Genomic DNA, 23,733 nt, shown 5'->3' with positions numbered 1-23,733 from the left:
AGGACGATGTCAACGGACTTTCGCGCGACTGTCCCCAGAGCGGTGCTTCAGGCCTCGGCGCCGTTCCAGTGCATGATGGTTGCGCGATCGACGGCAGGGGCGTCATCAAGGGCGTTGACGTTGATCATCACCAGCTCGCGACCCTCGCGATCCTGGCCGCGGGCGAAGGATTCGATGCCGCAGTCGCGGCAGAACAGGTGCTGGATGGCCTTGGTATTGAAGCGGTAGTCGACCAGCTTGTCGGCGCCGGACAGCAGTTCGAAGTTCTCGGCCGGGACCGACTGCATCACCCAGCCGAGCCGCCGGCAGCGCGAGCAGTTGCAGTCCATCAGACTGCCGAGGTCGGTGGTGGCGGTGTAGCGGACGGCGCCACAATGACACTGGCCATGGTAGGTGCGGGTTTCGGGCATGGCATCTCTCCTTGTAAGAACGAAACATGAACGTCTAACCATCGCCGAGTCAAGCCGGTGAGGCAGCGTGCACCCTCGACAGCGGCTGCGGCGTTACGCTAGAAGCGGGCAATTCCCCCTCGATCGCAGTGGAGCCGGTCCATGGAGCGCTACCAGTCAAAGCTTGTCACCATCTTCGGCGGCGGAGGCTTTGTCGGCACGCAAGTGGTCCAGGAACTGGCGCGGCGCGGTCACCGCGTCCGCGTCGCCGTGCGGCGACCGAACCTGGCCATCCACACCCGCATGTTCGGCAATGTCGGCCAGATCCATCCGATCCAGGCCAATATCCGCAATGCCGAGTCGGTGCGCCGCGCCGTCGAGGGCGCCCATATCGTCATCAACCTTGTTGGCGTCGGCAAGGATAGCGGGCCGCAGACGTTCGAGGCGGTGCATGTGGAAGGCGCAGCAACCGTGGCCCGCGAGGCGCGGGCCGCCGGCGCCGCGTCGCTGGTGCACATGTCGGCGCTGGGCGTCGATGCCGCCGCCGAGGTCAGCCGCTATGCCCGGAGCAAGCTCGATGGCGAGGCGCGGGTGCGCGAGGCCTTCCCGGACGCGGTGATCATGCGCCCGTCGCTGATCTTCGGCCAGGACGATGGCTTCTTCAACATGATGGCCGGCTTTGCCCGCATCCTGCCGGTGATGCCGCTGATCGGCGGCAAGACCCGTTTCCAGCCCGTCTATGTCGGCGACGTGGCGCAGGCGATCGCGCTGGCCGCGGAAGGCTCGGTGAAGGTAGGCCGCATCTATGAGCTCGGCGGACCCGAGGTGGTGACCCATCGCGAGCTGCTGTCGCTGATCCTCAAGGAAAGCGGGCGCAACCGTCCGCTGCTGCCGGTGCCGACGGCGATTGCGCGGCTGATGTCGATGGTGCCGGGTGGCCCGATCACCACCGACCAGGTGCGGCTGCTGCATGTGGACAACGTCGTCTCCGACGCAGCGATCAAGGACAAGCGGACGCTGGCCGGCTTCGGCATTCCGCCGGTGGGCATGGCAACCATCCTGCCGACCTATCTGTGGCGCTTCCGCCCGCACGGGGAATTCGACCGGCCGACTACCGACGCCGAGGGCGTGCGGCCGTAAGGGGCACCGCCAGAGGGAGTCGAAGCCGCCGGACGCGGGTTCGGCGGTTTTGTTTTGGGGTGGTGTTACCGACCTCGTCCTTCGACAGGCTCAGGATGAGGTCTGCGAGGGTGCTGAGTTCCCATAGCCGCATGTGAGCTTGTCGAGCCACGAGGTTGCGGCTAGTCGTCGGCGGCCCTCACGCGATTCTTCTTAAGATATATCTTGAAACTGTTCTCCGGGGTTCCGACCTCCTGACCCAATGGCGCAGTGGCGCACCGAAAGGAGACAGGACCATGAACGATTTTCGCAATGGAGAGCCGAACTGGCGCCGGCTGGAGCAGATGGCGCGACGCGGCTGGGGGCGGTTCGCCTCGGGGCTCGAGGGCGAGGGCTGGGGCGGCAATTTCCGCATCGGGCGCATGCTGGCCGCGGGCGACGTGCGGCTGGTGGCGCTCTATTTGATCGAGCAGCAGCCGCGGCACGGCTATGACCTGATCAAGGCGATCGAGGACCGATCGGCCGGCTTTTATTCGCCGAGCCCGGGCATCGTCTATCCGGCGCTGACCTATCTCGAGGAAGCGGGCTACGTGACCTCCGAGGCCAGCGGCAACAAGAAGCTCTACACCATCACCGACAACGGCCGCTCACACCTTGCCGACAACCGCGAGGCGATCGACTCGACGCTGAATTTCCTCGCCAAGGCCGGCGAGCAGATGAACCGGTTCCGGGAGTTTGCCAAGGCCGACTGGCCGTTCGGCGGTGAAGGCGGCGAGCGCGATGGGTTTCGTGCCGGCCGCCGAGGCATGGGTCCGGGCTGGGGCCCCGAGCCGGCCGGAGGCGATCGTGATCTTCAGGGCGTTGTGCCTGAGCTCAACGACGCCCGACGCTCGGTCAAAGAGGCGCTGCGCAAGGCGCGGCATTTCGGCGAGGACCAGCAGCGCCGTGCCGCCGAAATCCTGGCGCGGGCGGCGCGCGAGGTCGAGGCGCTTGGAGAAGACGAGGTGGACGTTTAGTCCGAATACCCCACCCAACCTCCCCCGCATGCGGGGGAGGGGCTGTATCGAGTTCGCCTCGGCATCCGGACAGCCACCGACCGCTCCCTCCGCCTTAGGTAGGGGCCGCCGCACACAGTCGCCTGGGGGTGCAAAAGGGTGGCTTCGCAGCGATGCGCTAACATGTTAGTGCAGGGGCATGCAGCAAGCCGTTCTCTCCTCGACCCAGCCCAAGGCGCAAACGCCCGACCGTCAGGCGGCCGGTGAACGGGTCGTCGCCCGTCTCGAAGGTCAAATCCGCGGGCGGATGTATACCGATCCGCTGATGACCTATGCCTGGAGCGGGGACGCCAGTTCCTACCGGCTGATCCCGGCGGCGGTGGTGTTCGTCAATTCCGAGGACGAGGTGCGGGCGGTGTTCCGCGCCGCTCGCGCCGAAGGGCTGCCGGTGACCTTCCGGGCAGCGGGGACGTCGCTGAGCGGCCAGGCGTTGACCGACGGCGTGCTGGCGGTGCTGGGCGATGGCTGGCGCAAGCTCCAGATTCACGACGGGGCCGACCGGATCACGCTGGGGCCGGCGATCATCGTTGCCGAGGCCAACCGGGCGCTGAAGCCGTTCAACCGCAAGATCGGGCCGGACCCGGCCTCGCAGGCCACCTGCAAGATCGGCGGGGTGGTCAACAACAACTCGTCCGGCATGTGCTGCGGGGTGGCGCAGAACACCTACCACACCATGGCGCGGCTCCGGATCGTGCTGACCGACGGCACGGTGCTCGACTCGGGCGATGCGGCGAGCTGCGACAGTTTCCGGGTCACGCATGCGGCGATGCTGGAGGAAATCCACCGGCTGCACCACGAGGTGATGGCCGACTCCGAACTGGTGGCGCTGATCCGCCGCAAATACCGGATCAAGAACACGGTCGGCTATTCGCTCAATGCGCTGGTCGACTACCATGACCCGCTCGAGATCCTGATCCACCTGATGGTGGGCTCGGAGGGCACGCTCGGCTTCGTGTCGGAGGTGACCTACAACACCGTGCCCGAGCACCCGTTCAAGGCGACGGGGCTGATCCCCTTCCCCGACCCGGAGGCCGCTGGCCGCGCCATCATCGAGATGAGCAATGGCGGGGTGCAGGTCACGACCGGGATCACCGCGGCGGAATATATCGAGCGGCGGGCGCTGGCGACGGTGGAGCACCTTGCCCCGATGGCGCCGCTGTTGCCGTGGCTGACCGATACTTCCCCGGCGGTGCTGATCGACGTGACGGCGCCCGATGCCGAAACGCTGGCGGTGGAAGTCGCCAAGGCCGAGGCGCTGCTCGCGCGCCATGGCGCCACCCATATCGATCTTTCGACCGACGAGTTGCGCAGCCACGCCCTGTGGGACATCCGCAAGGGCTTCTTCACCTCCGGTGGCGCGGCACGGCCCAAGGGCACCTCGATGCTGACCGAAGACGTGGCGGCGCCGATCGAGCGGCTGGCCGAGTTCGTGGTCGACATGCGCAACCTTCTCGATGCCCATGGCTACGAGGATGCGATCATCTTCGGGCACGCTCTGGCCGGAAACCTCCATTTCCAGATGAGCGACAACTTCGCCCAGGCGGGCGCGGCGGAGAAATTCGACCGCTTCAACCAGGAGCTGTCGGAACTGGTCTCGGTCCGTTATGGCGGCTCGCTCAAGGCCGAGCACGGCACCGGCCGCGCCATTGCGCCGTTCGTCGAGGCGGAGTGGGGCGAGAAGGCCTACCGGATCATGCACCGGATCAAGGCGCTGTTCGATCCTGAACGGCTGCTCAATCCCGGCGTGTTGCTCAACGACGACCCCAAGATCCACGTGAAGAACCTCAAGGTCATGCCGCTGGCAGACGAGATCGTCGACATGTGCATCGAATGCGGGTTCTGCGAACCGGCCTGCCCCAGCCACCACATGACGCTGACTCCGCGCCAGCGCATCGCGGTCACCCGCGAGCGGGAGCGGCTGCGCGAAACGGGCGAGGACCCCGAGCGCCTGGCGCGGTTCGATGCGGACTTCCAGTATCCCGGGCTCGACACCTGTGCCGCGTGCAATTTGTGCTCGCTGCGCTGCCCGGTCGGCATCGAGACCGGCACCATGATCATGGGCGAGCGGGCGCGGCGGCGCGGCGACACCGCCGAGGCGGTAGCGGGGTTCGTCGCCGGCCATCGTGGCGCGGTGGAAACCATGATGCGCGGCGGCGTTGGCCTTGCCGATGCGGCGCGGGCGGTCATTCCAGCGCCGGCGGTCGAGGCAATCACCGACGCGGCGCGGCGGCTCACCGGCAAGCGGGTGCCGCGCGTGTCGCGGGCGCTGCATCGCGGCCCCGGCGCGCCGAAGCTGAAGGAATCGCGGCAAGACCCGCGTTCGACCGGTTTTCCGGTACCGATCGCACAGTCCGGCCGGCCACGGATCGTCTATTTCCCCGCCTGCCCCAGCCGCATGTTCGGGGCGCCGGAGACGCGGCTGAAGCTGTTGAGCGGACCCGATGCCATGGTGGCGCTGCTGGAGCGCGCCGGCTACGAGGTGGTGATGCCCGAGGGCGTCAACGGCCAGTGCTGCGGGCAGCCATTCCAGTCCAAGGGCTTCCCGGCGGAGGCCGACCGGGTCGGCGGCGAACTGGTGGCCAGGCTGTCGGACGTGGGTGGCCAGATGCTGCCGGTGGTCACTGATGCCTCGACCTGCGCCAAGCACCTGGCGGCGGTGCCCGGCGGGGCGACAGTGATGGATTCGGGGCTGTTCGTGGTGGAGCATCTGTTGCCGCGGCTGACCGTGACGCAGCGCCTTCCGGTGGTGGCGGTGCATCACAATTGTTCGGCGCAACGGCTCAAGGAGCAGCCGGCGACCGAGGCAGTGGCGGCAGCTTGTGCCGAACAGGTTGCGGTGCTGAACTCGGTCACCTGCTGCGGCTATGCGGGCGACAAGGGATTGTTCGTACCGGAGCTCAACGCGCATGCGACGCGTCGCGTGAAGGGCGATATTCCCGAGGGTTGCGAGATCGGGGTGTCGACGGTGTCGACCTGCGCCTCGGGGCTGACCGAGCATGCCGGCGTCCCGTTCGTGGCGCTGGTAAGCCTGCTGGAATGGGCCACGCGGGAGGGGTGAGCTCTTCGGTAGACCTTGTATTAGCGGGATGTGCGAATGTGGGGGTGCCGCGGCCTGTTCGACACCAGGCCGCGGCGGCGGCATCGGATCGAGGTAGACCCAGACTGGTGGTGTGCACCTTTGTCTGAGGATGAGCGGGATCGTTGCCGTCAGTCTTCATCGGGCCCGCATGGTTGATTGAACCCAGGGTTCGCATTGCAAGGACGGGACGAGGAAGATGAGCCATTCTAGCACATTTGTGGCCGGGATCGATACCGGCAAGGCAGCTCTTGATCTGGCGGTGACGCCCGGCGAGGGATGGCTGCGGGTGAACAATGACGCGGCCGGATGGCAAGCGGCGGCGGAGTGGTTGCTCAAGGCCGGTGTCGATCGGGTCGGCATCGAAGCCAGCGGCGGCTACGAACGTGGCGTGGTCGCGGCTTTGCGGGAGGCCGGGTTCAAGGTGATCCTGCACCAGCCGCTGCAGGTACGCCTGTTTGCCCGCATGCGGTTGCAGCGCGCCAAGAACGACCGGCTGGATGCCCGGGTGATTGCTGCCTTCACCGTCCTGTTCGGGATGGACAGGGCGGCTGCCGATCCGACACTGGCCGGCTTGCACGAGCATCTGGTCTTCATCGACCAGCTGGTCCAGGACATCGCCCGGCTCAAGACCCGGCTCGAGCATCTGCACGATACCCGTCTTGCCAGCCTGGTTGCCGCTGACATTGCCGCACTCAAGGCCCGCCTGCGCGACGAACGGCGCCGGCTGGAACGGGCGGTGCGGGCCGACAAGGCTCTCGGGCGGCGGCTCGATCTGCTGCTCTCCGTCCCCGGCATCGGCATACCGACCGCCTTGGCCTTGCTGATCGCCATGCCGGAACTGGGCAGCATCAGCCGTGAACAGGCCGCTGCCCTGATCGGGTTGGCACCGTTCGACCACGACAGCGGCAAGCATCACGGGCGGCGCCACATCGCCGGCGGCCGTGCCCGCCCCCGGCAGGCTCTCTACGCCGCGGCCCTGCCTGCCGCCTATCGATGGAACCGCCAACTCATGGCGCTCTATGCCCGCCTTACTGCCGCTGGCAAACCCCACAAGCTCGCCCTCGTCGCCTGCGCTCGAAAACTCGTCATCTTCGCCAACACCGTTCTGCAACGAGGCCAACCCTGGACCCCATAGCTAATGGTTGCTCATTCTGAGCCTGTCGAAGGACGAGGTCGCCGCCACGGTGTCACCGACCTCGTGGTTCGACAAGCTCACCATGAGGTCTGCGAGAGAGCTGCTTGTCTCCGTCGCAGCACCGCTTTACTGACCGCCCATGATCCACACCGCCACCATCACCGGCCTCGGCCACAAGGGCGAAGGCCTTGCCGAGGTCGACGGGCGCCGCGTCTTCGTGCCGCTGGCGCTGCCGGGGGAGACGGTGGTGGTGGAGGCCGAGGGCGACCGCGGCACGCTGGTCGAACTGGTCGAGCCCTCCCCCGACCGGCAGGTGCCGTTCTGCCCGCATTTCGGCCGCTGCGGTGGCTGCCAGTTGCAGCATCTGGCGCGGCCCGCCTACGAGGCCTTCAAGATCGGGCTGGTGGAGACGCCGCTCCGGCAGGCCGGGCTGGAAGCCGAGGTCATCCGCTTCATCGACGCGGCCGGGGATGGCCGCAGGCGGGCGACACTGCATGCACGGCGCGAGGGTGCCGGCTATATGCGGCTCCGGAGCCATCAGGTGCACCCGATCGACCAGTGCCCGATCCTGGTGCCGGCGCTCGACAAGGCGCCCGAGATCACCCGGGCGGTGCAGGAGGCGATCGGGGAGGCCGATGTCAGCTTCACGGCGACGCTGAGCGGGCTCGACGTGGCGGTCCGCACGGAAAAGAAGCAGGCGCGGCCGGAGCGGCTGGTGCCCGTCGCTACCCGCTTCCGGCTGGCGCGACTGGCGCTCAATGGCGAGATGGTGCTGATGCATGCGCCGCCGGTGATCGGCATGGGCCGGGACGAGGTGGAACTGCCGATCGGCAGCTTTCTTCAGGCAACGGCAGAAGCGGAAGCGGCATTGGCTGAGTATGTGATCGGTGCCGTGGGCAAGGCCAAGCGGGTCGCCGACCTGTTCTGCGGAGTGGGACCCTTCGCCTTGCGGCTCGCCGAGCAGGCGCCGGTGTTTGCCGCCGACAGTGACAAGGCCGCGGTCATGGCGCTCGACAAGGCCAGGCGGCACGCCAAGGGGCTGAAGGCGATCACCGCCAAGCCGCGCGACCTGTTCCGCGATCCGTTGACCCGGTTCGAGCTCGACTATGATGCGGTGGTGCTCGATCCGCCCCGGGCCGGCGCCGAGGCGCAGGTGAAGGAGATCGCCGCCTCGAAGGTGAAGCTGGTGGTGATGGTGGCCTGTGATGCGCGGACCTTTGCCCGCGACGCGGCGACACTGGTGAAGGCGGGGTTCAGCCTCGAGGATCTGGTGGCGGTGGACCAGTTCACCCAATCAACCCACGTTGAAATCGCTTCAACTTTTCGGCGCTAGCGCAACCCAGGCGCGGAGGTGGCGTTGGGACAGGCATCCTAACACGATCAGCTTTGTGCGGTGGGGCGCCGCTACGAAATGGAGCCTTCCAAAATGCAATTGTTCAAGACCGGTCTTGCCGTTGCGGCGCTGTGCGCCGCAACCATCGTGCCGACTTTCGCCCAGCAGCAGTCGCTGCGGACCAACCGGATCGAGCCGCCCCAGGGCGTGTTCGTCGACGAGTACGGTACTTCGTTCACCTTCTCCGCCTGCGGTGAAGGCACTGCCCTGTGCGGCGTGCTCAACGACATCCAGGGTGAATCGCGCACCGAAGAGAACCTCGCCTATGTGGGTCAGCAGGTGATGCAGGCGCAGCCGACGGGCCCGAACACCTGGGAAGGCACGGTGATTTTCGACGGCCAAGAAGCCAAGGCGACGATCACCCAGACGGGTCCCGATACGGTGGAAATCCAGGGCTGCCGCGCGGCGATCCTGTGCCAGACGCTGGTGTTCAACAAGGCGTCGTAAGGCGCTGGTTCATCGAGTTGTACAAGGACCCCGGCTCTGGCCGGGGTTTTTGTTTGGTGGCGCGCTCGGCAGCACCGCCACCTTACCTCCCCCTGAAGGGGGAGGGAGAGGAGAGATCGGGGCCAATGGCTTGTTGAACGCGGGTCACCTCTCCCCTGAGGGCGAAGGGGGAGAGGTCTGGGGCCGCGACCTCGTGGTTCGACGGGCTCACCATGAGGTCTACGGGAATGCGGCGCGCGCCGATGCTTCGTAGACCTCATCCTGAGCTTGTCGAAGGAGGAGGTTGCGGGCACTGACGCCTCAGCAAACCGTCGCTACGCGGTCCTTGATGACCTCAAGCACTTCGTCGCCGGGGCGCTTCCACCAGTTTTCGGTGGAGAAGATCTCCACTTCCTGGGGGCCGTGGTAGCCGGCGGCTTCGATCATGGCGCGGATGGACTTGAGGTCGATGACACCGTCGCCCATCATGCCGCGGTCGTTGAGCATGTCGCGGGTGGGCACCAGCCAGTCGCAGATGTGGTGGGCGAAGATACGCTTCATGCGGCCGGCGCGCTGGATGGCGCGCTCGAGGTTGGGGTCCCACCAGACGTGGTAGACGTCGATGGCGACGCCGACGGTTTCGCCCAGGGTCTCGCAGATGTCGAGCGCCTGATCGATGGTGTTCACGCAGGCGCGGTCGGCGGCATACATCGGGTGCAGCGGCTCGATGGCGATTTTCACACCAGAGGCCTTGGCGTGGGGCAGCATGGCGGCGATGCCGTCCGCGACCATGCGGCGGGCGCCGGGCAGGTCCTTGCTGGAGCCGGGGAGGCCGCCCACCACCAGCACCAGGCAGTCGGCGTTGAGCGCGGCCGCCTCGTCGATGGCGCGCAGGTTGTCGTCGATGGCCTTCTGCCGGCCCTCGGCGGTTTCGGCAGGGAACATGCCACCGCGGCAGACGCCGGTGACGCGCAGCTTGTTGTCGCGCACGATGCGAGCGGCTTCATCCAGCCCGATGGCGGCGATCTGGTCGCGCCAGGGGGAGATGGCGGTGATGCCGTGACGGAGGCAGCCTTCGACGGCCTCGGCAAAACCCCACTGGCCACGGGTGGTGGCGAGATTCAGGGAGATTTCAGTCATTGGCGCAGCCTCGGCGTTGGGGGTGGGGCTCCATCGGGGATGCACCGCGCGACCCCCTCCCTCGGTCCCTCCCCTCAAGGGGGAGGGAAGCACCAAGCACAAGCTCCGGGACAATCATGCAGACACCCCATGAACGGCGAGAACATCGCGCATGCGGCGCGTGGCGAGTTCGGGATCGGCAAGGACGCGGGCCTTGTCCGCGAGCCGGAACAACTCGGCGAGGTGCTGCAGCGAACGGGTCGACTGCTGGCCGCCGATCATGGCGAAATGGTCCTGCAGGCCATTGAGATAGGCGAGGAACACCACCCCGGTCTTGTAGAACCGGGTGGGCGCCGCAAAGATGTGGCGGCTGAGCGGGACGGTCGGCTCCAGGAGGTCGAAGAACTCGTTGGTGTTGCCGCGGCCAAGGGCGGCAAGACCCGCCGAGGCGGCGGGGGCAATGGCATCGAAGATGCCGAGCAGGGCGTGGGAATAGCCCTGGTCGTCGCCAGCGATCAGTTCGGCATAGTTGAAGTCGTCGCCGGTATACATCTTTACCGTTTCCGGCAGCCGGCGGCGCATGGCGATCTCCTTGTCGGCGGAGAGCAGCGAGATCTTGATGCCATCGACCTTGTCGGCATTGGCGGCGATGACGTCGAGGCAGACATCCATGGCGGCGTCGTGGTCGGCGCAGCCCCAATAGCCCTCGAGGGCCGGATCGAACATCTCGCCGAGCCAGTGGAGAATCACCGGCTGCTGGACCTGCGAAAGGATGCGGCCATAGACGCGGGCATAGTCGTCGGGGGATTTTGCCGCGGCGGCGAGGGCACGGCTCGCCATCAGGATGACGCGGCCGCCCTGCCCCTCCACGAACCCGACCTGCTCCTCATAGGCGCGGATGATGTCGTCGATGGTGACACCGGGGCCGGGCGCAAGGTGATCGGTGCCGGCGCCATAGGCGATCAGCGCATCATCGCGGGTGCGGGCTTCGGCCTGCGAGCGGCGGATCAGTTCCTGCGCGTCGGTCCAGGTCAGGCCCATGCCGCGCTGGGCGGTATCCATGGCTTCGGCGACGCCGAGGCCGAGATCCCACAGGCGATGGCGGAAGGCGACGGTTTCGTCCCAGTCGATGGCGGGGGTGAGCCAGGGATCGTTGCTGGCGAGAGGGTCGGCGACCACGTGCGCCGCGGCGAAGGCGATGCGCGGGAAGTCGGTGGCCTTGAACTTGACGAAGGGAATGGGATCGCCGCTCAAGGTGTAGGGGCTGATCGAGCGGTCGGGATTGGGCAGGTTGATCGTGGGCATCGTAACCCCTCATCCGCCCTTCGGGCACCTTCTCCCGCAAGGGGAGAAGGAGGACGCCGTGGGCGTGGCTGGCACTGTGCCCCCTCTCCCCTCGCGGGAGAGGGTGGATCGCGCGTCAGCGCGAGACGGGTGAGGGGGCTTCCCCGTCGAGGTTCGTCAGAACTGCAGTTCGGGCACGTCGAGCCAGCGGCGTTCGGCCCAGCTCTGGAGGCCTAGTTCGGCGAGTTGGACGCCCTTGGCGCCGGCTTCGAGGCCGAACTCCCAGGGAGCATCCTCGGCCACGTGCTTGAGGAACATCTCCCACTGCGCCTTGAAGCCGTTCTCGGCGGGCCAGTTGTCCGGCACTTCTTCCCAGTCGTCGAAGAAGTTCATGGTCTGCGGCTGGTCGGGGTTCCACACCGGCTTGGGGGTGTTGACGCGATGCTGGGTCCAGCACTTGTGCAGGCCCGCAACGGCGGAGCCGTGGGTGCCGTCGACGTGGAAGGTGACGAGGTCGTCGCGGCGGACGCGGGTGGTCCAGCTGGAATTGACCTGGGCGATGATGCCCCCCTCGAGTTCGAAGGTGGCGTAGGCCGCGTCGTCGGTGTCGGCCTGGAAGCGATTGCCCTTTTCGTCGACGCGCTCGGGGATGTGGGTGGCGCCGAGGCAGGAGACGGCCTTGACCGGCGCGAAGGTGTTGTCGAGCACGTAGCGCCAGTGGCACAGCATGTCGATGATGATGCCGCCGCCATCGGCCTTGCGGTAGTTCCAGCTCGGGCGCTGGGCTTTCTGCCAGTCACCCTCGAACACCCAGTAGCCGAACTCGCCGCGCACGGAGAGAATCTGGCCGAAGAAGCCGGAGTCGCGCAGCATCTTGAGCTTCATCAGGCCGGGCAGGAACAGCTTGTCCTGCACCACGCCGTGCTTGAGGCCGGAGGCGCGGGCCTTCTTGGCGAGATCGACGGCGATGTCGAGCGAATCCGAGGTGGGCTTTTCGCAGTAGACGTGCTTGCCGGCGGCCAGGGCCTTTTCGATCAGGCCGGCGCGCATCAGCGTGGTGCCGGCATCGAAGAACACCGTGTCATCGGGGTTGGCGAGGGCGGCATCGAGATCGGTCGACCAGCGCTGGATGCCGTGCTTTTCGGCGAGGCGCTGCATCTTCTCGCGGTCGCGGCCGACGATGATCGGATCGACCACGAGCCGGTCGCCATTGGACAGGACGACGCCGCCCTGGTCGCGGATCGCCAGGATCGAGCGCACCAGGTGCTGGTTGTAACCCATGCGTCCGGTGACGCCATGCATGATGAGACCGAGGCGCCGTTCCGCCATAGTGTATCCCCTCCGGTGTAACTGGTTGGTTACTTATACATGGCGGCCGCGGCTCGTCAAGCGGGGTCGCGCTAGAGGCCGAGCACCATTTTGAGGCCGATGGCGGCGAGGAACACCAGGATCATGCGATCGAAGGCGCGGCGGCTGAGGCGGGTGCCGACCCACTGCCCCACCGGCATCAGCAGGAAGATGGGCACGAGCGCAAAGACGCCCTGCAACATCCATTCCGGCTGCAAGACGCCGGCCACCCAGAGCGATGGCAGTTGCACCGCGGCGAGGACGAAGAACATGGCGGAGACGGCGAAGACCATGGCGTCGCGATCGAGCGCCATTGCGTGGATATAGGTCATGCCAATGGGGCCGGAGACGCCGGTGGCGCCTTGGAGAATGCCGCCGCCGATGCCAGTGAAGGGCGCGAGGCGCTTGGCCAGCGGGAGCGGCAGCGACCAGTGCGGTGTGGCGAGGCGAAGCCCCACATAGGTGAGCAGGAGGCAACCAAGACCGAGGACCAGCAGGCGCTCCGGCAGGCTGGTGAGAGCCCAGGTGCCGAGGCCGATGCCGAGCGCACCGGCGACGAGGAAGACGGGCATGAAGGCGAGGCGCGGATTGCCCGCCTCGCGGCGGAAGCGCCAGACCTGCCAGGCATTGGTGGCGATCAGCGGAATGACCATCAGCCCGATGGCGTGCTGCAGGCCGAAAAAGGCGGTGATCACCGGCAGGGCGATCAGCGGCAGGCCCATGCCCGAGGCGCCCTTGACCACAGCCCCTGCCCCCAGCGCCAGCACCATGACCAGAATGCCGGTCCAGTCCATCCTTGTTCCCTCGCCGGTTCTTCACGCCGGCGCAAGAGCGGGCGGATCGGGCCGCAACGGCCTGACAGCGGCCAAAATCCGCTGGCGCCGAGGCCGTGTCAAGCTAACCGTGTGGTTACTTGGTTGACAGCGTCGTTTGGCGGCAGCACTCTTGCGGCAGACGGCCAAAGACGGAAACCGCGCGGCCGCAGAACAAACGGGAGGACTTGAATGTCTCGATTCACCCGCTCTTTGCTGGCAATGACGCCGGCATTGATGCTGACAACAGGTTTTGCAGTAGCCCAGGAATGGCAGCCCGATCGGCCGATCAACCTGATCGTGCCGTGGGGCGCCGGCGGCTCCACCGACCAGGTGACCCGCGTGACCGCCCCCATTCTCGCCGAGGCGCTCGGCGTCGAGGTGGTGGTGGTGAACCAGCCCGGTGCTTCCGGCGCCATCGGCACCCAGGAAGTGCTGAACGCACCGCGTGACGGCTACACCTGGACGGCCAACGCCATCGCCAACAACGCCACCTATTCGGTGACGGGCCTGCTTGAGGGCACCAATATCGACGACTGGCACATCTACCTGTCGGTCGCCAACGTGCCGGTGGTGAGCGTGCCCGCCAACAGCGAGTTCGAGGATTTCGGCCAGTTGCTTGAGGCCTTCCACACCCGTGGCGGCGAGATCACGGTCGCGACGGCCGGCATCACCTCCTCGGGCGGCACGGCCATCGCGGCCCTGTCCGACGCGGCTGAAGGGTTCGAGTACAACATGATCACCTATGACGGCGGCGGGCCGGCGGCGATTGCCACCGCTTCCGGCGAGGCGATGGCGACGACGCAGCTCGCGGTAGAACAGACCGAACTGATCCGAGGCGGGCGTCTCAAGGCTTTGGCCGTGCTGTCGGATGAGCCGCTGGTGCTCGAGGGCGTCGACCCGATCCCGCCGATCACCGAATGGCTGCCGGATATGGAACTGGCGCCCGACTATTTCGGCATCTTCATCCCCACCGGTGTGCCCGATGAGGTGATCGCCACCGTCGATCGCATCTGGGAAGAAGAGGTCATGAACTCGGAAGAGCTCCAGACCTATGCCGAGACGTTCGGCGCCGTGTTCGCCCCCTCCTATGGTGCCGAAGCGCGCGAACGGGCCATGCCAGTGGTGATCCTGGAGGCCTGCTCTTCGGTTGAGCGCGGCGAAGCCGTGAACGACCCCTCCACCATCGGCATCGACTGCGAGACCCGCACCGAGGTCGGGGCGCAGTAAGCCAGAACAGCGCACGTATCCTGCCGCCCGGTGGAGCATTCCGCCGGGCGGCTTTCACAGACGACCAGGCACGACATGACCGAGACACCCAATCTGGCGGGGCAGAACCCGTTATCCGCCGCTGACGACGACAACAGCCCCGGCATGATCAAGGCCGACCTGCTCACAGGGTTGTTCTTCGTGGTGCTAGGCGTGGCTATCTTCTACGGCGCCTGGACCATGGATCGGCTGGAAGTGCGGCGAATTCAGCCGCTGACGGTACCCGGGCTTGTGCCGGGGCTCCTGAGTGCTGCCTTGACGCTGTGCGGTGGCCTTCTGGCGCTAAGGTCGCTGCGTGCGCCTGCCGAGGGCGGGTGGCGTGCCCTGGGGGGCGCGCTCGGTTCCGGCGCCGCCGGCCGGGCCATGGCCGTTATGGTGCTGGCGCTGGTCTATACGCTGGGTCTTGTCGGCAACCTGCCGTTCTGGGCCGCGACCGGCATCTTCGTCTTCGTCTTCATCATGGTGTTCGAGTGCTGGCTGGCCGAGCCGCGCCGGCCATGGCTGCGTTCCCTGCCCTGGGCGCTCGGCCTCGCCATTGTCACCGCCGCGGTGGTGACGCTGGTGTTCGAACGCGCCTTTCTCGTGCGCCTTCCCTGAAGAGGACCTGAACCATGCTGGATGGCCTCTTCATGCTGGGCAACGGTCTCGCCCACTTCCTCACTCCGCTGTCGCTGTTCAACATCGCCTGGGCGACGCTGCTCGGCATCGTCATCGGCGCCCTGCCCGGTCTGACTGCGACCATGGGCGTGGCCCTGCTGGTGACGCTGACCTACAAGATGGCACCAGACCAGGCGATCCTGTGCCTGATGTGCCTCTATTCCGGTGCCATCTATGGTGGCAGCCGCACCGCCATCCTCCTGTCGATCCCCGGTACGCCCGCCAGTGCAGCGACCACCCTCGACGGACACCCGCTGGCCCTGCAGGGCAAGGCCGGCATGGCGATGGGGCTCGCCACCACCTCGTCGGCGCTCGGTACGCTGGTGGGGATCGTCGCGCTCGCGCTTATTGCCCCCTTGCTCGCCGAAGCCGCGCTGCAGTTCGGCACCTACGAGTTCTTCTGGCTGGCTCTGTTCGGGGTGATCATCTCCGGCCAGCTCACGGCCATCGATGATCCCCTCAAGGGCTATATCGCCGGCATTCTCGGCCTGCTGGTCGCGATGGTGGGCATGGAGACCCTGCATGCCCATCAGCGCTTCACCTTCGGCATTCCGGCGCTGGGCGGTGGCATCGATCTTATCCCGGCCATGGTGGGCGCCTTCGGCTTCGCCGAAATTCTCGGCGTCATGAAGCGCAGCGCCCACGCCCGCATCGTTTCGACGGGTGATCGCGTGGTGCCGCGCCTCAGCGATGTGCTCCGCTACAAGTGGACGACGCTGCGCTCCGGGATCATCGGCACCTTTGTCGGCATCGTTCCCGGGGTCGGCGAGGACGTGGGCGCCTGGGCCTCCTACGCCGCTGCCAAACGCGGCAGCAAGGAAGCACATCTCTTCGGCAAGGGCAGCCAGGAAGGCCTGATTGCCGCCGAGACTGGCAATTCCGCCGTGGTGCCCGGTGCCATGATCCCGACGCTGACGCTGGCGCTGCCGGGCTCGGCGGCCGCAGCAGTGCTGATCGCGGCCATGTTCATCCACGGCATCCGGCCGGGCCCGCTGCTGATGACGGAGAACCCCGAGTTCCTCTACCAGGTGGTGGCGATCCTCTTCTTCTCCACCATCGGCATTCTGGTGTTTGGCCTTTCCCTCACCAAGCCACTGCTGACAGTGCTCTCTGTGCCGCGCGAACGGCTGATGGCGGTGGTGTATGTGCTGTGCGTGGTGGGTTCGTTCGCCATCACCCAGCGCATGTTCGACGTCTATGTGATGATCGGCTTCGGTGTCGTCGGCTTCATCCTGCGCGAAATGAAATACCCGATGGCGCCACTGGTGCTCGGCATCATTCTCGGCGACCTGCTCGACCTGAACCTGAGACGCGGGCTGATGCTGACCAATGGCGATCCGTCGCCTTTCTTTACGCGTCCGATCAGCGCTGTTATCTGCCTCGTCATTGTCTTCACCATCCTGATGTCCATTCCTGCGGTGTCACGTCGTGTCCGAGCCCTCTTCACCCGTGATCGCACGGCCGCCGCAGCCCAGCGCTGAGCCGGCCAAGCGCACACGCAATTCCGCCCGCACCAAGGCCGCCATCCTGGTGGCAGGGCGGGCCGAATTTGCCGAGCGGGGCTTCGAGGGCGCGCGCGTGGACGCCATTGCCGAACGGGCAGGCGCCAACAAGCGGCTGCTCTACCACTATTTCGGCAACAAGGAGGACCTCTACCGGGCGGTGCTGCGCGACGCCTATGAGGAAATCCGCCGCGGCGAGCGGGCGCTGAGCCTCGACCAGTACGGTCCTGCCGATGCTATGGACCGGCTGGTGCGCTTCACCTTCCGGCACTTCCTCGCCAATCCGTGGTTTCCGCGCCTGCTCGGCACCGAGAACATCGAGAATGCGCGGTTTCTGAAGACGCTGCCGGATATCAAGGCGCTGCATTCGCCGCTGGTGGGGCAGATCACGGCTATTCTCAAACGCGGCGCGGAGAGCGGCATTTTCCGGCGTGATGTCGATCCGGTGCAGCTCTATATCTCCATCGCGGCGCTCGGGTTCTTCTATGTGTCCAACATGGCGACGCTAAGCGTAATCTTCGACCGGGATCTGAGTGGCGTTGCCATGGTCCAGGAGCGCGAGGCGCAGGCGGTGCAGATGGTGATCGATTATCTGAAGACGCAGCCGGAGTAAGGTTGGATCGCCTGTGACGGGGTGCGTTTCTAGGGGGCGTCATTCCCGCGAAGGCGGGAATCCATTCTTTCCAGGAGCTCAGCGGAAGAGTGGATCCCCGCCTGCGCGGGGATGACGCTGTGCTGGGGCCTCGCTGGTTCCGCATAGACCTCATCCTGAGCTGTCAAAGGACCAGGTCGGCAACGCGGTGGCCGCGACCTCGTGGTTCGACAGGCTCACCATGAGGTCTATGCGGCAGCGGTGTGGGCCCCTACCCTTCGAGCAGTTGCGCGATTTCGGTGCGGAGGTCGGCGATGCCGTCGCCTTTGAGCGACGAGGTGAGGATCAGGCGGGGGTGGGCAGCCGGGCGCTTGGCGATGGCGGTTTCGGTGGCGCGGATGGCGGCGTCGAGGTCGGTGCGGCTGGGCTTGTCGGCCTTGGTGAGGACGACCTGGTAGCTGACGGCGGCGCGGTCGAGTTCGTTCATGACCGACAGGTCGTTGTCCTTGGGGCCGTGGCGGCCATCGACGAGGACATAGACGCGGCGCAGGGTGGCGCGGCCGATGAGATACTGGTGAATCAGACTGGTCCAGGCGCGGACCTTGTCTTCTGGGGCCTTGGCGAAGCCATAGCCGGGCATGTCCACCAGCCGCAGGGGCTCGGTGGTGCTTTCAAAGATGTTGAGTTCCTGGGTGCGGCCCGGCGTGTTGGAGGTGCGCGCCAGGGCGGAGGTGCCGCACAGGGCATTGATCAGGCTCGACTTGCCGACATTGGAGCGGCCGGCGAAGGCGACCTCGACGCGGTCCATCGGCGGCAGGTCAGCAATGCGCACGCAGCCCTTCACGAAGACGAAGGGCCGCGCGAACAGCAGGCGCGCGCGTTCGATGGCTTCGGGCGGAAAGTCGGGTGTGTCGATCGGCATGGTGGTCTCCAGGCGAAAGAGGCGCCTCGCGGCGCCTCCTTATGAGATCAGCTCTTGGTGGGCTGGGCCGGCTTGGGCTTGCGCCGGAAGCTGTCCATGATGTTGCCGAGCAGGTTCACCTCGGCGCCGTGGCGCTTCATGATGAACCACTGCTGGGCGATCGACAGCGTGTTGTTCCAGGCCCAGTAGATCACCAGACCCGCCGGGAAGGTGCCCAGCATGAAGGTGAAGATCACCGGCATCCAGTTGAAGATCATCGCCTGGGTCGGATCCGGCGGCGGCGGATTGAGGCGCATCTGCACCCACATGGTGATGCCCATGATCACCGGCCAGATGCCGAGGTGGAGGAAACCACCGATCACCGGGATCACGGTCGGATCCCACGGGATCAGCCCGAACAGGGTGAAGATGTTGGTCGGATCGGGCGCGGCAAGGTCACGGATCCAGCCGAAGAACGGCGCGTGACGCATGTCGAGGCTGATGAAGATCACGGTGTAGAGGGCAAAGAACACCGGAATCTGGATCAGGAGCGGCCAGCAGCCCGAGAGCGGATTGATCTTTTCCTTGCGGTAGAGCTCCATCATCGCCTGCTGCTGGGCAGCGCGATCGTCCTTGAAACGCTCCTGGATCGCCTTCATTTCCGGCTGCACCCGGCGCATGGCGGCCATGGAGGCATAGGAGCGGTTGGCGAGCGGGAAGAAGATCGCCTTGACGATCACGGTCACCGCAAGGATGGCAAGGCCGAAATTGCCGAGGATGCCGTAAAGGAAGGTCAGCAGATAGTACATCGGCTGGGTCAGGTACCAGAACCAGCCCCAGTCGATCAGCAGGTTCAGTCGGTCGAAGCCGTACTGGTCCTCGTAGGCGCTGATGACGGCTTCTTCCTTGGCGCCGGCGAACAGGTAGCTCTCGCGGCTGGCGGTGCCGCCGGCGGGAACCACGACCGGCGTCGTCTCCACATAGCTCGTCTGGTAGTCGTCGAAGCCGGCAGCGTTGTTCCAGCTCATGCGGGCGTTGAGCCCGGTGCCGGCGGGCGGCATGACGGCGGTGGCCCAGTATTTATCGGAGAAGCCGAGCCAGCCGGTGGTGTTCTCGAAGGTCGCCTGCCGCTCGTTCTGCAGGTCGGTATACTTGCGCGAAACGAGGTTGTTGGAGCCGAGGACGCCGTGCGGGCCTTCATGCTGGATGAAGAAGTTCTGCACCTGCGGCGTGTTGTGGCGGATCACCCGGGCATAGGGGTAAAGCGCGACGTCGCCCGCACCGGTGTTCTCGATGGTCTGCTCGACGGTGAACAGGTAGTGCTCGTCCACCGAGATGGTGCGGCGGAAGATGAGGCCGGCGCCGTTGTCCCACACCAGGGTGACCGGAGTCTCGGCGGTGAGGGTGGCGTTGTCGCCCTCGACCGACCAGACGGTCTGCGCATCCGGCACGGCGATGCCGCTGCCGCTGGCGGCCACCCAGCCTTCTTCGGCGAAATAGGCGTTGGGCAGTCCCTGCGGGGTCAGGAGCGTAATGATCGGGGAATCGGGGTCGACCGTCTCGCGGTACTGCTTGAGACGCAGATCGTCGATGCGGGCGCCGGTGAGATTGATCGAGCCCTCGAGATCGGCGGTGTCGATGGTGATGCGCTGGCTGGCCGCAAGCGCCTGCTCGCGCGTTTCGAAGCCCTGGACGGCACCCGGCGCGGCGGGAACGGCAGCCTGGCCAGGAGTTGCCGGCGTTGCCAGAGAGGTGTCGGCACCCGCCTGCTGGGCCGCGGCGATCTCGGCCTGGCGCTGGGCCTGTTCGAGCTGCGGGCCCGCCACGAAATACTGCCAGCCGAACAGCACGAGCATGCTGAGCACGATGGCAAGGATTACATTGCGATTGTCGGTCATTTGGCTGTCAGTTCCGTGGGCCGCGGCCGGAGGCAGGGCGCTCGCCGCCGGACCGGGGAGTATGCACGCGCTCGATCAGCGCGCCGAGGTCGGCAACAAGCTTGTCGAAGGGTTCGGCCAGCGCTTCGCGCCGCCCGACCAGCACATAGTCATGACCGACGCGAAAGTCACGCGCGCAAGCTGCGGCAGCCGCGCGCAGGCGCCGCTTTATGCGATTGCGCTCGGGTGAGTTGCCGATTTTCTTGGTGACGGTGAAGCCGATGCCGGCTTCGGGCGCTGCGGCCGGTACGACCTGCAGGCCAAACGCAGACCGCCCGGCGCGATTGCCCCGGGCAGCCTTGAGAAACTGCGAACGTCTCGTCAGTCGGCGAAGCGGAGGCCGCACCGGGTCCATGGCCGACATCCGGCCAGGACGGCCTTAGGCCGAGAGCTTCTTGCGACCGTCGCGACGACGACGGTTCAGGATGGCGCGGCCGTCCTTGGTGGCCATACGGGCACGGAAACCGTGGCGGCGGGCACGCACGAGCTTGGACGGCTGATAGGTACGCTTCATGACATCAAACCGCGGCGGGCGCGGTTCCTCTTTTCTGGCTGCTTGCAAGCAAAATCGGGTGCACGCGCCGGACAGCCGTCCCGCGCAGCGCGTTGGTGGGGTCTATAGGGAAAAGCGGCGGGCAAGTCAACGCGCCCGCGCCGAGCCGCCGGACACTGCCAGCGATTGTGTTCGCCGGCGCTTCGCCCCATAAGAACTGCACCTTTTTGGGCAATTCGACGGCATGGCAGACCTTCTCAAACCCGACCTCTGCATCATCGGCCGGGGCGCGACCGGGATCGCGCTGGCGCTCCGGGCGCGGCAGCGCGGCGCCGAGGTGGTGCTGATCGACCGCGGTGTGCCTGAGCCCGGCGACCCCGCCCATGGGCTGATCGCGCGAGCCGGCCTTCTCGCCAGTGCCGCGCGCGCCCACGCCATTGCCTCGGCCGGGGCGGTGGGGCTGGAAGCGGCGGCACCGCGGCCGTCCTTCCGCAGCATCGGCGAGCATGCGGCTGCCCTCGCGGCGGCGACCACGCCCGAACACGCCGCCGAGCGGCTGACGGCGCTGGGAGTCGTCGAACGGCGGGGTGCTCCCGTTTTCACCGACCGTAATACGCTGAGCTGCGGCGAGACCACCATCAAGGCCCGGCATTTCGTGCTGGCAACCGGCGCCCGTCCGGCGCTGCCGCAGGTGGACGGGCTCGACTCGGTGCCCTTCTTCACCCCCGACACGGTGTTGAGCGCGGTGCGCAAGTTCAGCCATCTGGTGGTGATCGGCGGCGAGCCGGCCGCACTGGAACTGGCGCAGGCCTATCGCCGTCTCGGTGCCGAGGTGACGCTGGTCCCACAGGGGCCGCTCCTTGCCGGGTTCGACCCGGAACTGGTGGCGCTGCTCACCACGGCACTCACCGGCGAGGGCATCGACATCCGCACCGGCTTCCACGCCGTGGCGGTGCAGAAGCGCAGCCAGGGCACGGGAGTCGAGATCGCCGGGCCCGAGGGCAACCGTGACACGCTCGATGTCTCCCATATCCTCGTTGCGCATGGCCGCGCGCCGGAGCTCAATGGCGAATGGCTGAGCAAAGCGGGGCTGAAGCTTCATCCCGACCATCCGACGCAACTGCTGCTCGATGCCGATGGGCGCACCAGCAACCGGCGGGTCACGGCGATCGGCGGCGCCGCCGGCGACACGCAGCCGACCGACACCGTCCGCAAGGGCGAGCGTCTGCTCGACCGCCTGCTGGGCGGACGCTCAACCGCTGTGCCGGCGCTGCGCCATGTGGCGACAGAGCCGGCACTCGCAGAAGTCGGCGTCATCCCGGCGGGGCCCAAGCCCCGGCCGGGCTTCACGGTCCACCGGGCTAGCCTCGCCGAAAACAGCGCCGCACGGGCCCTCGGAGCCACGCAGGGCAGTGCCAAGCTCGTCGTGTCGGCACGGGGTCAGATCGTGGGCGGTGGTGTGGTCGGCACCGGAGCCGGCGAGACGGTGGCGCTGATCGCCCAGACCATCGCGCATGGCACTCCGGCCGCTGGGCTCGCCCGCCTCGCGCTCCCCGAACCCAGCGCCGCGGCGGTGCTGGTCACGCTCGGCCGCGAAATCGAGGCCGCTTCGGCTCCGCCGCGCCGGGGTGGCGTGTTGCGCCGGCTGCTGGGCTGATTTCCCAAAGCGGGGCTTACGCGTCCGCGAGCCGCCGCTATACTCTGTGGCAATGAGCAAGGAACGCAGCGTGCTGCCCGGCCGGTTCTCCGGCCTCTCGATCAAGTTGATCGCCACCATCATCGGGGTGATCCTGCTGGTCGAGGTCGTGGTCTATGTGCCTTCGCTCGCGAGCTTCCGCGCCAACTGGCTGGAGGACCGACTGCGGGTCGGCATCGTCGCCGCGCGAGTGCTCGATGCCGTGCCCGACGTCATGGCCCTGCCCCGCAGCCTCACCGACCGGCTGCTGACCTCGGCGGGCGCCAACGCCATCGTCTATCGCCGACAGGGGCAGAGCCAGCTTATCGAGCTGGCCATGCCGGTGCGCCCCGATGTGGTGGTCACCGCCGACATGCGCCAGCAGGACATCATGACCCTCGCCGCAGGTGCGCTCGATACGTTGTTCGCCGGGCCGGGACGGACGCTGCGCATCGTTGGCGAGGGCGACCTGGACGAGAGCCTCGTCGAGATCCTGATGTCGGAATACCCGTTGCGGCAGGACATGCTCGCCTATTCGCGGCAGATCGCGGCGGTGTCGCTGGCGATCGCGGCGCTGACCGCGGTCGCGCTTTACCTCCTGGTCAGCGGGCTGTTCATCGCCCCGGTGCGGCGGCTGACGCAGAACATGCTGGCCTACCGTCAGGAGCCGGAGAATGCGGCGCTGATCCTCACCCCCTCGGCCCGGCGGGACGAGATCGGCATTCTGGAACGCGAGCTGGCAGCGATGGAGCGCGACATTTTCTCCATGCTGCGCCAGCGCCGGCATCTGGCGGAGCTGGGTCTCGCCGTCGCCAAGATCAACCACGACCTTCGCAATACGCTGACCTCGGCGCAGCTGCTGTCGGACCAGGTGGCGACCCTCGACGACCCCAAGGTGCAGCGGCTCGCTCCGCGCCTGGTCACCACGCTCGACAAGGCCATTGGCTTTGCCCAGTCGGTGCTCGACTACGGGCGCGAGACCGCCGCGCCGCCGGTGTTCGAACCGGTGAAACTGCACGACCTGGTGGTGGACGCCGCCTTCGAGGCGCGGCTGGTGGGCCACCCGACGGTGCAGTTCCGCAATGGTGTAGCGGAGGAACTGATCCTCAGTGTCGATGCCGTCCAGTTCGGTCGGGTGCTGGTGAACCTATTGAAGAACGCCCGTGAGGCGCTCGAAGCGCAGAACAACGGCCACGATCCGGTGCCGGAGGTAGCCGTTTCGGTGACGGAGGACGAGGCGCAGACGGTGATTTCGGTCACCGACAACGGTCCCGGCCTGGCGCCCCGCGCGCGCGAAAATCTGTTCGTCGCCTTTGAAGGTTCGGCCCGGGCCGGGGGCACGGGGCTCGGCCTCGCCATTGCTCGCGAGATCGTTGAAGCCCATGGCGGGCGCATCGGCCATGTGCCGACCCCGACCGGGACACGCTTCGACATCGAGCTGCCGGCGGACCTCCGGACCAGCCTTTGAGCTCAATCCAAAAAAACTGCATCGGCTGCGCTTGCCAAGCCGCAGCACCTTCGTTATGGGTGGCGCCGCCTCGGGCCGCTA

At 66.8% G+C, this 23,733-nt stretch carries 21 protein-coding genes; 12 read left to right on the top strand and 9 right to left on the bottom strand.

All coding sequences use genetic code 11. From position 1 onward, the window contains the following. Nucleotides 1–47 precede the first annotated feature (47 nt). Nucleotides 48–410 (bottom strand): GFA family protein, encoded by a 363-nt coding sequence (locus ACFSX5_RS09980; RefSeq protein ID WP_386833198.1) that lies wholly within the window; start codon nucleotides 408–410, stop codon nucleotides 48–50. Nucleotides 411–551: 141 nt separating this feature from the next. On the opposite strand from ACFSX5_RS09980, the gene ACFSX5_RS09975 reads away from it, so the two are divergent. The 6 genes from ACFSX5_RS09975 to ACFSX5_RS09950 all read left to right on the top strand — a co-directional run bounded on the left by ACFSX5_RS09975 (nucleotide 552) and on the right by ACFSX5_RS09950 (nucleotide 8,617). Continuing rightward, entirely contained in the window at nucleotides 552–1,529 is a 978-nt protein-coding gene (locus ACFSX5_RS09975) for a complex I NDUFA9 subunit family protein (RefSeq protein WP_386833197.1), read from the top strand. A 275-nt stretch (nucleotides 1,530–1,804) separates the two neighbouring features. Beyond that, on the top strand, nucleotides 1,805–2,524 hold the full coding sequence (locus ACFSX5_RS09970; protein ID WP_386833196.1) for a PadR family transcriptional regulator: 720 nt from the start codon (nucleotides 1,805–1,807) through the stop codon (nucleotides 2,522–2,524). Between the two features lie 178 nt (nucleotides 2,525–2,702). After that, a complete protein-coding gene (locus tag ACFSX5_RS09965) occupies nucleotides 2,703–5,621 on the top strand; it encodes an FAD-binding and (Fe-S)-binding domain-containing protein (RefSeq protein WP_386833195.1) in 2,919 nt (972 codons plus the stop codon). A 217-nt stretch (nucleotides 5,622–5,838) separates the two neighbouring features. Beyond that, the gene (locus tag ACFSX5_RS09960) at nucleotides 5,839–6,777 is read left to right on the top strand and encodes an IS110 family transposase (RefSeq protein WP_386831039.1); all 939 of its coding nucleotides are present in this window, start codon (nucleotides 5,839–5,841) and stop codon (nucleotides 6,775–6,777) included. Nucleotides 6,778–6,916: 139 nt separating this feature from the next. Further along, nucleotides 6,917–8,110 carry a class I SAM-dependent RNA methyltransferase gene (locus ACFSX5_RS09955; RefSeq protein ID WP_386833194.1) on the top strand — a complete coding sequence of 398 codons (1,194 nt, stop codon included), beginning with the start codon at nucleotides 6,917–6,919 and terminating at the stop codon, nucleotides 8,108–8,110. 93 nt (nucleotides 8,111–8,203) lie between these two features. Then, complete coding sequence (locus tag ACFSX5_RS09950; RefSeq protein WP_386833192.1) at nucleotides 8,204–8,617, top strand: hypothetical protein; 414 nt, start codon at nucleotides 8,204–8,206, stop codon at nucleotides 8,615–8,617. A gap of 300 nt (nucleotides 8,618–8,917) precedes the next feature. Here the strand turns inward: ACFSX5_RS09950 and ACFSX5_RS09945 are convergent, their stop codons facing one another. The 4 genes from ACFSX5_RS09945 to ACFSX5_RS09930 all read right to left on the bottom strand — a co-directional run bounded on the left by ACFSX5_RS09945 (nucleotide 8,918) and on the right by ACFSX5_RS09930 (nucleotide 13,140). Beyond that, entirely contained in the window at nucleotides 8,918–9,736 is an 819-nt protein-coding gene (locus ACFSX5_RS09945) for a sugar phosphate isomerase/epimerase family protein (protein WP_386833191.1), read from the bottom strand. 114 nt (nucleotides 9,737–9,850) lie between these two features. After that, nucleotides 9,851–11,020: a dihydrodipicolinate synthase family protein gene (locus tag ACFSX5_RS09940; RefSeq protein WP_386833189.1), complete on the bottom strand. Its 1,170-nt coding sequence runs from the start codon at nucleotides 11,018–11,020 to the stop codon at nucleotides 9,851–9,853. Between the two features lie 156 nt (nucleotides 11,021–11,176). Continuing rightward, on the bottom strand, nucleotides 11,177–12,328 hold the full coding sequence (locus ACFSX5_RS09935) for a Gfo/Idh/MocA family protein (protein ID WP_386833188.1): 1,152 nt from the start codon (nucleotides 12,326–12,328) through the stop codon (nucleotides 11,177–11,179). Between the two features lie 71 nt (nucleotides 12,329–12,399). Further along, nucleotides 12,400–13,140 (bottom strand): sulfite exporter TauE/SafE family protein, encoded by a 741-nt coding sequence (locus ACFSX5_RS09930; protein WP_386833186.1) that lies wholly within the window; start codon nucleotides 13,138–13,140, stop codon nucleotides 12,400–12,402. 210 nt (nucleotides 13,141–13,350) lie between these two features. Here ACFSX5_RS09930 and ACFSX5_RS09925 point away from each other — a divergent pair, with 210 nt between their 5' ends. From ACFSX5_RS09925 to ACFSX5_RS09910, 4 genes are all read left to right on the top strand, one after another. Further along, complete coding sequence (locus ACFSX5_RS09925; protein ID WP_386833185.1) at nucleotides 13,351–14,388, top strand: Bug family tripartite tricarboxylate transporter substrate binding protein; 1,038 nt, start codon at nucleotides 13,351–13,353, stop codon at nucleotides 14,386–14,388. 75 nt (nucleotides 14,389–14,463) lie between these two features. Next, a complete protein-coding gene (locus ACFSX5_RS09920) occupies nucleotides 14,464–15,024 on the top strand; it encodes a tripartite tricarboxylate transporter TctB family protein (RefSeq protein ID WP_386833183.1) in 561 nt (186 codons plus the stop codon). Nucleotides 15,025–15,038: 14 nt separating this feature from the next. Next, on the top strand, nucleotides 15,039–16,565 hold the full coding sequence (locus ACFSX5_RS09915; protein WP_386833181.1) for a tripartite tricarboxylate transporter permease: 1,527 nt from the start codon (nucleotides 15,039–15,041) through the stop codon (nucleotides 16,563–16,565). Further along, nucleotides 16,534–17,199, top strand: a complete 666-nt coding sequence (locus ACFSX5_RS09910; protein WP_386833180.1) for a TetR/AcrR family transcriptional regulator — start codon at nucleotides 16,534–16,536, stop codon at nucleotides 17,197–17,199. The genes ACFSX5_RS09915 and ACFSX5_RS09910 overlap by 32 nt, the downstream gene beginning before the upstream one ends. Nucleotides 17,200–17,449: 250 nt before the next feature. On the opposite strand, the gene yihA is transcribed toward ACFSX5_RS09910, so the two are convergent. From yihA to rpmH, 4 genes are read right to left on the bottom strand one after another with little or no spacing between them, the layout of a single operon-like run. Beyond that, nucleotides 17,450–18,100 carry a ribosome biogenesis GTP-binding protein YihA/YsxC gene (gene yihA, locus ACFSX5_RS09905; protein WP_386833179.1) on the bottom strand — a complete coding sequence of 217 codons (651 nt, stop codon included), beginning with the start codon at nucleotides 18,098–18,100 and terminating at the stop codon, nucleotides 17,450–17,452. A 47-nt stretch (nucleotides 18,101–18,147) separates the two neighbouring features. Next, the gene (gene yidC, locus ACFSX5_RS09900; protein ID WP_386833178.1) at nucleotides 18,148–19,977 is read right to left on the bottom strand and encodes a membrane protein insertase YidC; all 1,830 of its coding nucleotides are present in this window, start codon (nucleotides 19,975–19,977) and stop codon (nucleotides 18,148–18,150) included. A gap of 7 nt (nucleotides 19,978–19,984) precedes the next feature. Then, nucleotides 19,985–20,371 (bottom strand): ribonuclease P protein component, encoded by a 387-nt coding sequence (rnpA, locus tag ACFSX5_RS09895; protein ID WP_386833177.1) that lies wholly within the window; start codon nucleotides 20,369–20,371, stop codon nucleotides 19,985–19,987. A gap of 24 nt (nucleotides 20,372–20,395) precedes the next feature. Continuing rightward, nucleotides 20,396–20,530, bottom strand: a complete 135-nt coding sequence (gene rpmH, locus ACFSX5_RS09890) for a 50S ribosomal protein L34 (RefSeq protein ID WP_035077916.1) — start codon at nucleotides 20,528–20,530, stop codon at nucleotides 20,396–20,398. 223 nt (nucleotides 20,531–20,753) lie between these two features. On the opposite strand from rpmH, the gene ACFSX5_RS09885 reads away from it, so the two are divergent. After that, nucleotides 20,754–22,166, top strand: coding sequence for an FAD-dependent oxidoreductase (locus ACFSX5_RS09885; RefSeq protein WP_386833175.1), 1,413 nt, complete (start codon nucleotides 20,754–20,756; stop codon nucleotides 22,164–22,166). Between the two features lie 52 nt (nucleotides 22,167–22,218). Next, nucleotides 22,219–23,652 (top strand): sensor histidine kinase, encoded by a 1,434-nt coding sequence (locus ACFSX5_RS09880; RefSeq protein ID WP_386833173.1) that lies wholly within the window; start codon nucleotides 22,219–22,221, stop codon nucleotides 23,650–23,652. Nucleotides 23,653–23,733: the final 81 nt, after the last annotated feature.

Source organism: Devosia albogilva (assembly GCF_042685625.1).
Taxonomy (GTDB): Bacteria; Pseudomonadota; Alphaproteobacteria; order Rhizobiales; family Devosiaceae; genus Devosia; species Devosia albogilva.
The sequence above is the reverse complement of the archived record's forward strand: the minus strand, read 5'-3'. Positions and strand labels throughout refer to the sequence as shown.